Here is a 14148-nt window from a genome sequence, read left to right as displayed (position 1 = left end):
CGCTCAGGCCCACGGCGCAGGGGCTGGCCCTATTTCTCCACGCTGACGCCGTAGAAGGAGTTCAGGCCGAACGGGCTGATCTTGAAGTCCTTCACCTTGTCGCTCATCGGCTGATAGACAGTGGAGTGAGCGATCGGCGTGATCGGCACTTGCTCCTTGAGGATGTGTTGCGCTTTTTGATACAGCTCGGTGCGCTTGGCCTGGTCGGAAGTGGCCTTGGCCTGCTTGATCAGGTCGTCGTAGGGCTTGTAGCACCACTTGGAGAAGTTGTTCCCATCCATGGCATCGCAGCCGTAGAGGGTACCCAGCCAGTTGTCGGGGTCACCGTTGTCGCCGCTCCAGCCGATCAGCATGGCGCCTTGCTCGCCGCCTTTGGAACGCTTGATGTACTCGCCCCACTCGTAGCTGACGATCTTGGCCTTGATGCCGATCTTGGCCCAGTCGGACTGGAGCATTTCGGCCATCAACTTAGCGTTGGGGTTGTAGGGGCGCTGCACGGGCATGGCCCACAGGGTGATCTCGGTGCCTTCCTTGATGCCGGCTTCCTTGAGCAGTTGCTTGGCTTTCTCCGGGTCGTACTTGGCATCCTTGATGGAGGTGTCGTAGGACCACTGCGTCGGCGGCATGGCGTTGACCGCCAGTTGGCCTGCGCCCTGGTACACCGATTCGATGATCTGCTGCTTGTTCACCGCCATGTCCAGTGCCTGGCGAACCTTCAGCTGGGACAGGGGGTTGGCTTCGTTGCTGCCCTTGATCTTGTCCATCACGTTGTAGGCGATGTAGCCAAGGTTGAAGCCGGCCTGTTCAGGCATTTGAAGTTTCGGATCTTTCTTCAGCGGCTCGATGTCGGCAGGGCGTGGGAACAGAGTGACCTGGCACTCGTTCTTCTTGAGCTTCTGCATGCGTACCGAGGCGTCGGTACTGATGGCGAAGATCAGGTTGTCGATCTTCACGTCATCGGGGTTCCAGTAGTCCTTGTTGCCCTTGAAACGGATCTGGGCGTCCTTCTGGTACTTGCTGAACACGAACGGGCCGGTGCCGATCGGTTTCTGGTTGATGTCGGCGGCCTTGCCCTGCTTGAGCAACTGGTCGGCGTACTCGGCGGACTGGATCGAGGCGAAGCTCATGGCCAGGTTCTGGATGAAGGCGGCGTCCACCTCGTTGAGGGTGAAGCGTACGGTGTGATCGTCGACCTTTTCGAGACGGGCGATGTTCTTGTCCATGCCCATGTCGGTGAAGTAGGGGAATTCGGTGGGGTAGGCTTTGCGGAACGGATGGTTCTTGTCGAGCATGCGGTTGAAGGTGAACAGCACGTCGTCGGCGTTGAACTCGCGGGTCGGCTTGAAGAAGTCGGTGGTGTGGAACTTGACGCCTTCACGCAGGTGGAAGGTGTAGGTCTTGCCGTCGTCGGAGACGTCCCACTTGGTTGCCAGCCCCGGAATGACCGCGGTGCCGCCGCGCTCGAACTGGGTGAGGCGATTGAAGACGGTTTCGGCCGAGGCGTCGAAGTCGGTTCCTGTGGTGTATTGGCCCGGGTCGAAGCCTGCGGGGCTGCCTTCGGAGCAGAACACCAGGTTGGTCGCGGCTAGCGCGGAGGGTGCGCTGGCGAGCAAGCCTGCGCTGACCAGGAACGGAATGACTGCGTGTTTGAGCATGGTGGCCTCATTGTTGTCATTTTTCGATTGAGGCGGCCTCGTGAGCCGACCTGCGGATACTTATGCAGGGTAGATCGCCAATGCAACAGGCAGAGGGATAGTTGACGTCAAAATTGTGGGACTAACGTACATGGATGTCGCATCCATGTAATTTTCATGAAAGTTGAACGTTTGCGCTGGTTTTTTGCAGGCAATTTGCCAGATCTTTTTCAACTTTGAAGTCAATAGGAAAGCAGCTATAGCGCTGTAGGAATGAGGCTTTGAAACTGTCAGTTCTGGAAATGACATCAAAGCGACGGGCATTGCACCCGTCGCTTCGGTTCACTGAGGTCGATCAGGGCATCTGGACTTCGATCAGGCCATCGGCGTTCATGCTGACTTCGCTGGTACCGGCTTCGATGTCCGGCGCGGGAGCGGCTTCATCGGCTGCCATGGCCTTCATGGCCATCGGCGCGCTGCGCAGGTAGGGGCGTGGGTAGCCGCTGCTGTTGAGGTTCAGGCTGACCACTTTGTAGCCTTTGCCGCCGAGGGCTTCGGTGGCCAACTGGGCGCGTGCCTTGAAGGCGTCGACGGCCTCCTTGAGCAGGGCGTCCTCGTTGCTCTTGCGGGTGGCTTGGGCGATGGAGAAGTCCATGCCGCCCATTTTCAGGTCTTGGAGCAGTTCCCCGGTGAGTTTGGACAGGGCTGGGAAGTCGGCGCTTTCCAGGCGCAGTTCGGCGCGTTCGCGCCAGCCAGTGATCTTCTGGCCTTTGCTGTCATAGACCGGGTAGCTGTTGCGGCTGCCCTGGCTGATCTTCACGTCCTTGACCTGGCGTGCCTGCTGCACGGCTTTGTTCATGGTCTCGGTGATTTCCTTGGCCAGCTTGCCTGGGTCGTTGTTCTGGGCTTCGCTGTACAGGGTTACGACCATCAAGTCGCGCGCCACTTCCTTGGTGACTTCGGCGCGCAGCGATACCTGGTTGTAGCGCGGCGCATCGTCCGCCAACGCCGGCAGGCTGGCCAGCAGGCCACAGGACAGGATCAGCGCGGTGCCACGACGGGGGATGTGCATGTAGGACTCCTTGGCAAATAAAGGCGCGGGCATTGTCCATCCCGCGCATGGCCCATCAGACCGGGAACAGTGTAGTGGGTTCCTAAATGCCATCATTAACCTGTGACAAAGTGTGGCGCTTTGCCGCATCGCTGCAGCGGGGCGCCTGGCTTCGGTATACTCCGGTCGATTTTCCTGGAGCACTCATCAGGAGAGCTCATGCTCGCTGCCGCACATCCGCTGTCCGCTACGCGCCAGAACCTCTGGCGTCTGACCTTCATTCGTATCCTGGTCCTGGCCGCCCAGGCTGGCTCCGTTGGCGTGGCCTACTGGACCGAACTGGTCCCGCTGCCCTGGCTGTCGCTGGCCATCACACTGGCCCTGTCGTCGTTGCTGTGTGCCTTCACCGCCTTGCGCCTGCGCTTGTCGTTGCCGGTCACCGAACTCGAGTATGCCCTGCAGCTGGCCTGTGACCTGCTGATCCACAGTGCCTTGCTGTACTACTCCGGCGGCTCGACCAACCCGTTCGTTTCCTACTACCTGGTACCTCTGGCGATCGCCGCGGTGACCTTGCCATGGATCTATTCGCTGGTGCTGTCTGGCATTGCTCTGGTGGCCTATAGCCTGCTGCTGGTGCAGTTCTACCCGCTCGAGACCCTGCCCATGGCCCGGGAAAAGATGCAGGTCTATGGCATGTGGTTGAGCATCGCCTTGGCGGCCGGCGTGATCACGTTCTTCGCCGCACGCATGGCCGAAGAGCTTCGTCGCCAGGAGAAACTGCGCGCCGATCGCCGCGAGGAGAGCCTTCGAGACGAGCAACTGCTCGCCGTGGCCACCCAGGCCGCCGGGGCCGCCCATGAACTGGGCACGCCTCTGGCGACCATGAGCGTGCTGCTCAATGAAATGCGTCAGGACCACACAGACCCGCAATTGCAGGAAGACCTGGAGATCCTTCAGGACCAGGTCAAGCTGTGCAAGGAGACCTTGCAGCAACTGGTCCGCGCCGCCGAAGCCAACCGTCGTCTGAGCGTGGTCGAGCAGGAGGTGACCGCCTGGCTGGATGAAGCGCTCAACCGCTGGCACCTGATGCGCCCGGAGGCCACCTACCGCTTCCAGCGCCTGCGCGATGGCCAGGTTCCGCGTCTGACGCCCCCCCCGGACTTGACCCAGGCCTTGCTCAATCTGCTTAACAACGCCGCCGATGCCTGCCCCGAGGATCTGGAAGTGCGCCTGGACTGGAACGCCCAGGACATCATCATCACGATCCGCGATCACGGCCCTGGCGTTCCCGTCGCCATCGCCGAGGCGATCGGTAAACCCTTCTTTACCACCAAGGGCAAAGGCTTCGGCCTGGGCCTGTTCCTGAGCAAGGCCAGCGTGACCCGTGCTGGCGGCTCGGTGAAACTCTATAGTCATGAACAGGGCGGCACCCTCACCGAGCTGCGCCTGCCCCATGGCAAGCGAGGAGATGAACGATGAGCGAAGAAAACCTGGTCGAAGGCGAAGAGCTGCCGCACTTGTTGCTGGTGGACGACGACGCCACCTTCACCCGCGTCATGGCGCGCGCCATGAGCCGTCGCGGTTTCCGCGTGAGCACCGCCTCCTCGGCCGAGGAGGGGTTGGTGCTGGCCAAGCAGGACGTGCCTGATTACGCGACCCTAGACCTCAAGATGGACGGCGATTCCGGGCTGGCGCTGCTGCCCAAGCTGCTGGAGCTGGACCCTGAAATGCGGGTGTTGATCCTGACGGGTTATTCGAGCATCGCCACCGCGGTTGAGGCTATCAAGCGCGGTGCCTGCAACTACCTGTGCAAGCCGGCGGACGCCGATGATGTGTTGGCGGCGCTGTTGTCCGAGCATGCGGATCTGGATTCGCTGGTGCCGGAGAACCCGATGTCGGTGGATCGCCTGCAGTGGGAGCATATCCAGCGGGTGTTGGCCGAGCATGACGGGAACATATCCGCGACGGCGCGGGCCCTTGGGATGCATCGGCGCACGTTGCAGCGTAAGTTGCAGAAGCGGCCTGTGCGGCGGTGAGGCTTTGTGGTTTGTGGTTTGTGGTTTGTGGTTGTGGGTTTTGAGGTTTGTGGGCTTATCCGTTTGATTTGTCGACGCTGATTCACCTTTCCGCCCTTACGGCGGGTCACTTTTGGTCTTGGCCAAAAGTAACCAAAAGCCGCGCGCCCCTGCATCCGGCCCGGCGCTTCGCACCGGGTCCCCTCGCTGCGGTGTCTTACGGGGCCTCGCGGCCTCCGGCTGGCTACGCCAGCCTCCATCTCGCGACTTCGGCTACGCCGAAGGGCGCTGCGCGCCTGCCCCTACAGACACCTCCGCTCGGCCTGCTGATGGGGCGCAAGCTACGGGCGGCGCCTGGGCTGGCGTTGTTTCATTGAGTGGTTTTGTGGAGTGCTTTTGGGCCATTCGCGGGTAGATCGGGGCGCCGAACCGCCGCTCACACAGGCTCACCGCCGCTCTTGAGAACGGCGTTGTGCCTACAGGAGCGGCGGTTCGGCGCTCCTACCCGCAAATAGGCCGGAACTAACACCCAAACAATTAACTTGTTTGCCGTTGCCGTTGCCGTTGCCGTTGCCGTTGCCGTTGCTTTTGATGCGCGATAGTCCAGACACCACCCATCGCGACCTCAGGAGGCCGAGTGGAGGTGTCTGTAGGGGCAGGCGCGCAGCGCCCTTCGGCGTGAGCCGAAGTCGCGAGATGGAGGTCACCTTTCCGCCTTTACGGCGGGTCACTTTTGGTCTTGGCCAAAAGTAACCAAAAGCCGCGCGCCCCTGCATCCGGCCCGGCGCTTCGCACCGGGTTCCCTCGCTGCGGTGTCTTACGGGGCCTCGCGGCCTCCGGCTGGCTACGCCAGCCTCCATCTCGCGACTTCGGCTACGCCGAAGGGCGCTGCGCGCCTGCCCCTACAGACACCTCCGCTCGGCCTGCTGATGGGGCGCAAGTTACGGGCGGCGCCTGGACTGGCGTTGTTTTATTCAATGGTTTTTGTGGTGAGCTTTTGGGCCATTCGCGGGTAAACCGGGGCGCCGAACCGCCGCTCCTACCCGCAAATAGGCCGGAACAAACACCCAAACAATTAACTTGTTTGCCGTTGCCGTTGCCGTTGCTTTTGATGCGCGATAGTCCAGACACCACCCATCGCGACCTCAGGAGGCCGAGTGGAGGTGTCTGTAGGGGCAGGCGCGCAGCGCCCTTCGGCTTGAGCCGAAGTCGCGAGATGGAGGTTTGCGCAGCAAACCGGAGGCCGCGAAGCCCCGAAAGGCACCGGAGCGGAGGGAACCCCGGAGCGCAGCGCAGGGGCCGCATGTGGGAGCCAGCGGTTTTTGCCTACTTTTGCCCAAGAGCAAAAGTAGGTCGCCGTAAAGGCGAAAAGCGCCGGTGGCGCCCCCACCAACACCGGGCTGGCGTTGTTTCATTGAGTGGTTTTGTGGAGTGCTTTTTGGCCATTCTCGTGTAGATCGGGGCGCCGAACCGCCGCTCACACAGGCTCACCGCCGCTCTTGAGAACGGCGTTGTGCCTACAGGAGCGGCGGTTCGGCGCTCCTACCCGCAAATAGGCCGGAACTAACACCCAAACAATTAACTTGTTTGCCGTTGCCGTTGCCGTTGCCGTTGCCGTTGCCGTTGCTTTTGATGCGCGATAGTCCAGACACCACCCATCGCGACCTCAGGAGGCCGAGTGGAGGTGTCTGTAGGGGCAGGCGCGCAGCGCCCTTCGGCGTGAGCCGAAGTCGCGAGATGGAGGTTTGCGTAGCAAACCGGAGGCCGCGGAGCCCCGTAAGGCACCGGAGCGGAGGGAACCCCGGAGCGCAGCGCAGGGGCCGTATGTGGGAGCCAGCGGTTTTTGCCTACTTTTGCCCAAGAGCAAAAGTAGGTCGCCGTAAAGGCGAAAAGCGCCGGTGGCGCCACCACAAATACCGGATATTCATACAGAAAAAGCCCAAACCCAAGCCCAACTTGCAGGAAGCTTCCTAAATCACCGCCAATTCCCCGCAACTCCCACCGCTCGCGTATCATTAGCCCCCTAACGGCAACCCCCAGGACCCGCAATGCTCGCCCTCCTCATCCAGACGCTGAACATCACGGCCCCGGTGTTCGCCATGCTGTTCATGGGCGTGCTCCTCAAACGCATCCGCCTGATCGACGACAGCTTCATCAAAGTCGCCTCGACCCTGGTCTTCAATGTCTGCATGCCAGCCTTACTGTTCCTGGGTATCTATCACGCCGACCTCGCCACCGCAGTCAAGCCCGGAGTACTGGTCTATTTCATCATCGCCACCCTGGCAGGCTTCGCCATGGCCTGGGGCCTGGCCATCTGGCGCTGTCCGCCTGTCGACCGGGGCATCTACACCCAGGGCGCCTTTCGCGGCAACAACGGTGTGATCGGCCTGGCCCTGGCGGCCAGTCTGTACGGTGACTACGGCATTTCCCTGGGGGCAGTGCTCGCGGGGTTGGTAATCCTTTTGTACAACTCCCTGTCGGCAGTGGTCCTGGCGGTCTACAGCCCGGACCTGAAGTCCGACCCCTGGAGCATCTGCAAGAGCATCCTGAGCAACCCGCTGATCATCAGCGTGCTGCTTGCCGCCCCCATGGCTTACGCCCAGATTCCATTGCCCAACTGGTTGCTCACCTCCAGCGACTACTTGGCGCAAATGACCCTGCCGCTGGCACTGATCTGCATCGGTGGCACCTTGTCCCTCGCGGCGCTGCGTGACAGCGGCAGGCTGGCGATCGATGCCAGCCTGGTCAAGGTTGTCTGGCTGCCATTGCTCGGCACGCTGGGCGCCTGGTTATGGGGTTTTCGAGGAGCGGAACTGGGCATCCTATTCCTCTATATCGGCAGCCCGACCGCCGCTGCCAGCTATGTGATGGCGCGGGCCGCCAATGGCAATCATGAGCTGGCAGCCTCGATCATCGTGATTACTACGCTACTTGCTGCGATCACCACCAATATTGGCATTTTCATCTTGCAGTGGGGCGGATGGATCTAGATCCTTGACTGCAAACAACACCAACAACACTGCCTCCCGAATTGAGGACACTTCATGCAAGACCAGAGCACGCCCGAGCGGTTGCAGCGCGGGCTGAAGAATCGCCACATCCAGCTTATCGCGCTGGGCGGGGCCATCGGCACCGGGCTTTTCCTGGGAATCGCCCAGACCATCCAGTTGGCCGGCCCGTCCGTGCTGCTGGGCTATGCCATCGCTGGCTTGATGGCTTTTCTGATCATGCGCCAACTCGGCGAGATGGTGGTCGAAGAGCCGGTCGCTGGCAGCTTCAGCCACTTCGCCCATCAGTACTGGAGCGAGTTCGCAGGCTTTGTCTCAGGCTGGAACTACTGGGTGGTGTATGTGCTGGTCGGCATGGCCGAACTCACGGCCGTCGGTATCTACGTGCAGTACTGGTGGCCGGATTTCCCCACCTGGGCCACCGCAGCGATCTTCTTCGTGGTGATCAACGCCATCAACCTGACCCAGGTGAAGGTCTACGGTGAACTGGAGTTCTGGTTCGCCCTGGTCAAGGTGGTGGCCATCGTCAGCATGATCGGCTTTGGTGCCTGGCTGCTGGGCAGTGGCCATGGCGGGCCGGACGCCAGTGTTGCCAACCTGTGGCAGTACGGTGGGTTCTTCCCCAACGGCATCACCGGGCTGATCATGGCCCTGGCGGTGATCATGTTCTCCTTCGGCGGGTTGGAGCTGGTGGGAATCACCGCTGCTGAAGCGGACAACCCCCGTGAAAGCATTCCGAAGGCCACCAACCAGGTGGTCTATCGCATCCTGATTTTCTACATCGGCGCCCTGGCGGTGCTGTTGTCGCTCTACCCTTGGCAGAAAGTCGTGCAAGGCGGCAGCCCGTTCGTGATGATCTTCCACGAACTGGACAGCGACCTGGTGGCGACCATCCTCAACATCGTGGTGCTGACCGCTGCGCTGTCGGTGTACAACAGCTGCGTATACGCCAACAGCCGCATGCTGTTCGGCCTGGCCAGCCAGGGCGATGCCCCGCGTCAATTGCTGAAAGTCAGCCGCCGGGGTGTGCCGTTGACCGCGTTGGGTGTCTCTGCGCTGGCGACAGGGCTTTGCGTGCTGATCAACTATCTGATGCCGGGGGAGGCCTTCGGCTTGCTGATGGCGCTGGCAGTATCGGCACTGGTTATCAACTGGGCGAGCATCAGCATCACCCACCTGAAGTTCCGCAAGGCCAAGCTGGCGGCGGGCATCATGCCGTTCTACCGCAGTTTGGGACATCCGCTGACCAACTACCTGTGCCTGGCATTCATCGTGTTGATCTTGGTGGTGATGTACCTGACGCCACCGATCCGCATTTCCGTGATGCTGATCCCGCTGTGGATCGCGGTCTTGTGGGTGGCGTTCAAGTTGAAGAAGGCTCGCCAAGCCAGATAAGAACGGCGGCGGCTTCGTCGCGGATGAATCCACTTCCACAGGTGTTGCGCATTGAATGAAGGCAGCGCAATACCTGTGGGTGTGGTAAGGCCGCGAAGCGGCGGGGCATTGAAGACGGCTTCAGCCTTCGTAGCTGTCGATCACTTCCTGTGCCGCGCGGAACGCATCGATTGCCGCTGGCACCCCCGCATACACAGCGCAGTGCAGCAGCGCTTCGCGAATCTCTTCCACGGTGCAGCCGTTGTTCAATGCACCGCGGACATGGCCTTTGAGCTCCTGAGGGCATTTGAGGGCGGTCAAGGCGGCCAAGGTGATCAGGCTGCGGGTCTTGAGTGGCAACCCTTCACGGGCCCAGACGCTGCCCCAGGCGTGTTCGTTGACGAAGTCCTGCAGTGGCTGGGTGAAGTCGGTGGCGTTGTTCAGTGCCCGGTCGACGAACGCATCGCCCATGACCTGGCGGCGTATCTGCTCGCCGGATTTTCTCGAGTCGGTCATATCCAATTCCTTAGTGTTGACGGCGCCAGGCGCGTACCGTGGTGTACAGCAGCACCAGGCCGAGCACGGGCATTACGTAGAACAGCATGAGCCGCTCCAGGCGGCCAGCCAGCGGCATGCCGGTGGTGAACGCCACCACATGCAGGCCATAGGCCAGATACAGGCAAAGGAACACCAGGCCTTCAGCGCGGGTGACCCGGTAGCCGGAATAGAACACCGGCAGGCTCAGTGCCGCGACGCCCAACATCACCGGTAAGTCGAAGTCCAAGGCATTGGGTGAGATCGACAAGGGTGTTGGGGTGACCAGGGCGGTCAGACCCAGCACGGCCAGCAGGTTGAACAGGTTGCTGCCGATCACCGTGCCTACTGCGATCTCCCGTTCACCTCGCAAGGCGGCGATCAATGCTGCTGCGAGCTCGGGCAGCGATGTGCAGACCGCGACGACCGTAAGGCCGATGATTCGCTCGGAAAGACCCAGGTCGGTGGCGACCTCGACCGCCGCCTCCAGCAGCAGGTGGCCTCCCAGGCTCAGCAAGCCCAGGCCGAACAGTACTTGCAGCGCGGCGCCGGTCCAGAAGCGTGGAGCGCTGCTATGAATGGCCTCGGGGGCCGGGTAGGTCCGGGCGTAGTGGCGTGACTGGTGCCAGAGCATGGCCAGATAACCCAGCAGACCAAGCAAGAGCAGCAGGCCTTCGAGTCGCCCCAGCTGTCCGTTGATTGCCAGCAGATAGACCAGCGCGCTGGCGGCGATCATCAGCGGGATGTCCAGACGCACCAGTTGCCGGGAAACCCGCAAGGGAATGATCAACGCAGCCAGGCCGAGAATCACCAGCACATTGAAGATATTGCTGCCGACCACGCTGCCCACTGCGACGTCCGGTGCCCCCTGGTAGGCCGCTTGCAGGCTCACGGTCAGTTGCGGCGCGGTACTGCCGAAAGCCACCAGACTCAGACCGATGATCAGCGGGCGTACGTGCAGGCGCGTGGCTAGGCGCAAGGCGGCGCGTACCAAAAGCTCCGCGCCGATGACGAGCAGCACGAGGCCCACGCCCAGTTGCAGAAGGCTGAAGGTGGGAAGGGTGGCCAGGTCGAAAATGGTTGGGACTCCTGTCAGATCAGTCGCTCAGCCCTTGTACCCGGACGCGCGCCGTTCCGCTACGGATCATCCCGATTTTTTCTGCGGCAGCCCGTGACAGGTCGATCAGTCGGCCTCGCGTGTGCGGGCCGCGGTCGTTGATACGCACGACGACGCTGCGCTTGTTGCTCAGGTTGGTCACCAGTACGCGGCTGCCAAAAGGCAGGCTGCGGTGGGCGGCGGTCAGGCCATGCTGGTTGAAGGGTTCGCCGCTGGCGGTGCGTTTGCCGTGGTGACGGGAGCCGTAATAAGAGGCAGTGCCGGTCTGGTCGTAACCGCGGGAATCGATATCGTGACTGGCGCAGCCGGCCAGCAGGGAAAAGAGGGCGAGGGTGCCGAGGGAACGCTTGATCAAGTCGAAAGCTCCAGGACTGCGGTTTCAGGGCGCTACGCACCCCATCGCCTGCTTCGCCAGCGTCCACAGGATGGCGGCTATACCTCCTGCGGAAGCTGGCGATGCCTGCGTTGGACTGCCTAGCAGCCCCAGAACAGAATCACCCTTCGAGCTTGGCTTTGAGCAATTGGTTCACTTGCCCCGGGTTGGCTTTGCCCTTGGATGCCTTCATTGCCTGGCCGACGAAGAAGCCGAACATCTTGCCACGCTTGGCCTCGTCGGCGGCGCGGTACTGTTCGACCTGTTCGGCGTTGGCAGCGAGCATCTCGTCGAGCATCTTGTCGATCGCACCGGTGTCGGTCACCTGCTTGAGGCCTTTGCTTTCGATGATGCTGTCAGCGTCGCCTTCACCGGCGGCCATGGCCTCGAACACCGTCTTGGCGATCTTGCCGCTGATGGTGTTGTCACGGATGCGCAGCAGCATGCCGCCGAGCTGCTCGGCAGTGACGGGGGCTTGGTCGATCTCCACCCCCAGCTTGTTGAGCAGGCTGCCCAGCTCGACCATCACCCAGTTGGCGGCGAGCTTGGCGTCGCCACCGATGCGGGCGACTTCCTCGAAGTAGTCGGCCTGTTCGCGGCTAGCTGCCAATACGTTGGCGTCATAGGCCGACAGGCCGTACTGGCTCTGGAAACGCTCGACTTTCTGCTGCGGCAGTTCCGGCAGGCTGGCGCGGGTAGCTTCGAGGAAGGCGTCCTCGATCACCACTGGCAGCAGGTCCGGGTCGGGGAAGTAACGGTAGTCGTTGGCCTCCTCCTTGCTGCGCATCGAGCGCGTTTCGTCTTTGTTCGGGTCGTACAGACGGGTTTCCTGGACAACCTTGCCGCCGTCCTCGATGAGGTCGATCTGGCGTTGGATCTCGCTGTTGATCGCACGCTCGATGAAGCGGAACGAGTTGACGTTCTTGATCTCGCAGCGGGTGCCGAACTCGGTCTGGCCTTTCGGGCGGACCGAAACGTTGCAGTCGCAGCGCAGCGAGCCTTCGGCCATGTTGCCGTCGCAGATACCCAGGTAGCGGACCAGGGCGTGGATTGCCTTGACGTAGGCCACGGCTTCCTTGGCGCTGCGCATGTCCGGTTCGGAGACGATTTCCAGCAGTGGCGTACCGGCGCGGTTCAGGTCGATGCCGGTGGAGCCGCTGAAGTCTTCGTGCAGGCTCTTGCCGGCGTCTTCCTCCAAGTGCGCGCGGGTGATGCCGATGCGCTTGATGGTGCCGTCTTCCAGGGCGATGTCCAGGTGGCCCTTGCCGACGATCGGTAGGTCCATCTGGCTGATCTGGTAGCCCTTGGGCAGGTCCGGGTAGAAGTAGTTCTTGCGCGCGAACACGTTGCGCTTGCCGATTTCGGCGTCGATCGCCAGGCCGAACATGCAGGCCATGCGAACGGCTTCCTGGTTCAGCACCGGCAGAACGCCGGGCATGCCGAGGTCGACCAGGCTGGCCTGGGTGTTCGGCTCGGAGCCGAAGGTGGTGGCGCTGCCGGAGAAGATCTTCGACTGGGTGGCGAGCTGGGTATGAATCTCCAGCCCGATCACAACTTCCCATTGCATGTGTGAATTCCTCAGAAGCCGTTAGGGGCGCGGGTGTGCCAGTCGGTGACTTGCTGGTAACGGTGCGCGACGTTGAGCAGGCGGCCTTCCTGGAAGTACGGCGCCAGCAGCTGCACGCCGACCGGCAGGCCTTCGACGAAGCCGGCTGGCATCGACAGGCCCGGCAGGCCGGCCAGGTTGGCGGTAATGGTGTAGACGTCTTCCAGGTAGGCGGCGACCGGGTCGCTGCTCTTGGCGCCGAGCTTCCAGGCCGGGTTCGGCGTGGTTGGGCCGAGGATTACGTCGACCTGCTCGAAGGCGGCCATGAAGTCGTTCTTGATCAGTCGGCGGATCTGCTGCGCCTTGACGTAGTAGGCGTCGTAATAGCCAGCCGACAGGGCGTAGGTGCCGACCATGATGCGCCGTTGCACTTCGATGCCGAAGCCTTCGCCGCGGGAGCGCTTGTACAGGTCGGTGAGGTCCTTGGGCTCCTCGCAGCGGTAGCCGAAGCGCACGCCGTCGAAACGCGACAGGTTGGAGGAGGCCTCGGCGGGCGCGATCACGTAGTACGCCGGGATCGCGTGCTGCATGTTCGGCAGGCTGATTTCCTTGATCACCGCGCCGAGCTTTTCGAGCTCCTTGACGCTGGCCTGGATCAGGTCGGCGATGCGTGGGTCGAGGCCGGCACCGAAGTATTCCTTCGGCAAGCCGATGCGCAGGCCTTCGAGCGGTGCATTCAGGCTGGCGCTGTAGTCCGGCACCGGCTCGTCGATGCTGGTGGAGTCCTTGGCGTCGAAGCCGGCCATGCCCTGCAGCAGCAAGGCGCAGTCCTCGGCGGTGCGAGCCATCGGGCCGCCTTGGTCGAGGCTCGAGGCGTAGGCGATCATGCCCCAGCGCGAGACGCGACCGTAGGTCGGCTTCAGACCGGTGAGGTTGGTCAGTGCAGCCGGCTGGCGGATCGAACCGCCGGTGTCGGTGCCGGTGGCGGCCGGCAGCAGGCGCGCGGCCACTGCAGCGGCGGAACCACCCGAAGAACCGCCAGGGACGTGCTCGAGGTTCCAGGGGTTCTTCACCGGGCCATAGTGGCTGGATTCGTTGGCCGAGCCCATGGCGAACTCGTCCATGTTGGTCTTGCCCAGGGTGACCATGCCGGCTTCGGCCAGCTTGGCGACCACGGTGGCATCATAGGGCGCCTTGAAGTTGTCGAGCATCTTCGAGCCGCAGCTGGTGCGGATGCCGTTGGTGCAGAACAGGTCCTTGTGGGCGATCGGTGCGCCGAGCAGGGGGCTGTTCTCGCCGGCAGCGCGACGGGCGTCGGCGGCGCGGGCCTGTTGCAGGGCCTGCTCTTCGGTAATGCTGATGAAACTGTTGATCTGAGGGTCGAGCTGCTTGATGCGCGCCAGCAGGGCGCCGGTCAGCTCTTCGGAGGAAAACGACTTGTCGGCGAGTCCACGGGTGATCTCGGCCAGGGTCAATTGATGCATGGCAGGCTGTTT

Annotated in this window: 11 protein-coding genes; 4 read left to right on the top strand and 7 right to left on the bottom strand. The window is 62.3% G+C overall.

The window, feature by feature from the left end; all coding sequences use genetic code 11:
* Nucleotides 1–29: 29 nt before the first annotated feature.
* On the bottom strand, nt 30–1655 hold the full coding sequence (locus DQ397_RS00210; RefSeq protein WP_043208168.1) for an ABC transporter substrate-binding protein: 1626 nt from the start codon (nt 1653–1655) through the stop codon (nt 30–32).
* A gap of 334 nt (nt 1656–1989) precedes the next feature.
* Complete coding sequence (locus DQ397_RS00205) at nt 1990–2706, bottom strand: SIMPL domain-containing protein (protein WP_043208170.1); 717 nt, start codon at nt 2704–2706, stop codon at nt 1990–1992.
* A gap of 198 nt (nt 2707–2904) precedes the next feature.
* On the opposite strand from DQ397_RS00205, the gene DQ397_RS00200 reads away from it, so the two are divergent.
* The 4 genes from DQ397_RS00200 to DQ397_RS00185 all read left to right on the top strand — a co-directional run bounded on the left by DQ397_RS00200 (nt 2905) and on the right by DQ397_RS00185 (nt 9103).
* A complete protein-coding gene (locus DQ397_RS00200) occupies nt 2905–4164 on the top strand; it encodes an ATP-binding protein (protein ID WP_070577091.1) in 1260 nt (419 codons plus the stop codon).
* The gene (locus DQ397_RS00195) at nt 4161–4721 is read left to right on the top strand and encodes a response regulator transcription factor (protein WP_070093026.1); all 561 of its coding nucleotides are present in this window, start codon (nt 4161–4163) and stop codon (nt 4719–4721) included. The genes DQ397_RS00200 and DQ397_RS00195 overlap by 4 nt, the downstream gene beginning before the upstream one ends.
* 2027 nt (nt 4722–6748) lie before the next feature.
* Nucleotides 6749–7690, top strand: a complete 942-nt coding sequence (locus DQ397_RS00190; RefSeq protein WP_043213222.1) for an AEC family transporter — start codon at nt 6749–6751, stop codon at nt 7688–7690.
* A gap of 54 nt (nt 7691–7744) precedes the next feature.
* Nucleotides 7745–9103 carry an amino acid permease gene (locus DQ397_RS00185; RefSeq protein ID WP_043213224.1) on the top strand — a complete coding sequence of 453 codons (1359 nt, stop codon included), beginning with the start codon at nt 7745–7747 and terminating at the stop codon, nt 9101–9103.
* Nucleotides 9104–9223: 120 nt separating this feature from the next.
* Here the strand turns inward: DQ397_RS00185 and DQ397_RS00180 are convergent, their stop codons facing one another.
* From DQ397_RS00180 to gatA, 5 genes are all read right to left on the bottom strand, one after another.
* Entirely contained in the window at nt 9224–9598 is a 375-nt protein-coding gene (locus DQ397_RS00180; protein WP_043213226.1) for a carboxymuconolactone decarboxylase family protein, read from the bottom strand.
* A 10-nt stretch (nt 9599–9608) separates the two neighbouring features.
* Complete coding sequence (locus DQ397_RS00175) at nt 9609–10652, bottom strand: calcium/sodium antiporter (RefSeq protein WP_043213229.1); 1044 nt, start codon at nt 10650–10652, stop codon at nt 9609–9611.
* Between the two features lie 61 nt (nt 10653–10713).
* The gene (locus tag DQ397_RS00170; RefSeq protein WP_090346600.1) at nt 10714–11088 is read right to left on the bottom strand and encodes a septal ring lytic transglycosylase RlpA family protein; all 375 of its coding nucleotides are present in this window, start codon (nt 11086–11088) and stop codon (nt 10714–10716) included.
* 139 nt (nt 11089–11227) lie between these two features.
* Nucleotides 11228–12673: an Asp-tRNA(Asn)/Glu-tRNA(Gln) amidotransferase subunit GatB gene (gene gatB / locus DQ397_RS00165; RefSeq protein WP_043213231.1), complete on the bottom strand. Its 1446-nt coding sequence runs from the start codon at nt 12671–12673 to the stop codon at nt 11228–11230.
* An 11-nt stretch (nt 12674–12684) separates the two neighbouring features.
* The gene (gatA, locus tag DQ397_RS00160; RefSeq protein WP_043213233.1) at nt 12685–14136 is read right to left on the bottom strand and encodes an Asp-tRNA(Asn)/Glu-tRNA(Gln) amidotransferase subunit GatA; all 1452 of its coding nucleotides are present in this window, start codon (nt 14134–14136) and stop codon (nt 12685–12687) included.
* Nucleotides 14137–14148 lie beyond the last annotated feature (12 nt).

Source organism: Pseudomonas sp. CK-NBRI-02 (assembly GCF_008124495.1).
GTDB classification, from domain to species: domain Bacteria; phylum Pseudomonadota; class Gammaproteobacteria; order Pseudomonadales; family Pseudomonadaceae; genus Aquipseudomonas; species Aquipseudomonas guariconensis.
This window is presented reverse-complemented; position numbering and strand designations above follow the sequence as displayed.

Bases quoted from the DNA above. Each gene is read 5' to 3' on its own strand.
- DQ397_RS00210 (WP_043208168.1), bottom strand. From the start codon at position 1,655: ATGCTCAAACACGCAGTCATTCCGTTCCTGGTCAGCGCAGGCTTGCTC.
- DQ397_RS00205 (WP_043208170.1), bottom strand. From the start codon at position 2,706: ATGCACATCCCCCGTCGTGGCACCGCGCTGATCCTGTCCTGTGGCCTG.
- DQ397_RS00200 (WP_070577091.1), top strand. From the start codon at position 2,905: ATGCTCGCTGCCGCACATCCGCTGTCCGCTACGCGCCAGAACCTCTGG.
- DQ397_RS00195 (WP_070093026.1), top strand. From the start codon at position 4,161: ATGAGCGAAGAAAACCTGGTCGAAGGCGAAGAGCTGCCGCACTTGTTG.
- DQ397_RS00190 (WP_043213222.1), top strand. From the start codon at position 6,749: ATGCTCGCCCTCCTCATCCAGACGCTGAACATCACGGCCCCGGTGTTC.
- DQ397_RS00185 (WP_043213224.1), top strand. From the start codon at position 7,745: ATGCAAGACCAGAGCACGCCCGAGCGGTTGCAGCGCGGGCTGAAGAAT.
- DQ397_RS00180 (WP_043213226.1), bottom strand. From the start codon at position 9,598: ATGACCGACTCGAGAAAATCCGGCGAGCAGATACGCCGCCAGGTCATG.
- gatB (WP_043213231.1), bottom strand. From the start codon at position 12,673: ATGCAATGGGAAGTTGTGATCGGGCTGGAGATTCATACCCAGCTCGCC.
- gatA (WP_043213233.1), bottom strand. From the start codon at position 14,136: ATGCATCAATTGACCCTGGCCGAGATCACCCGTGGACTCGCCGACAAG.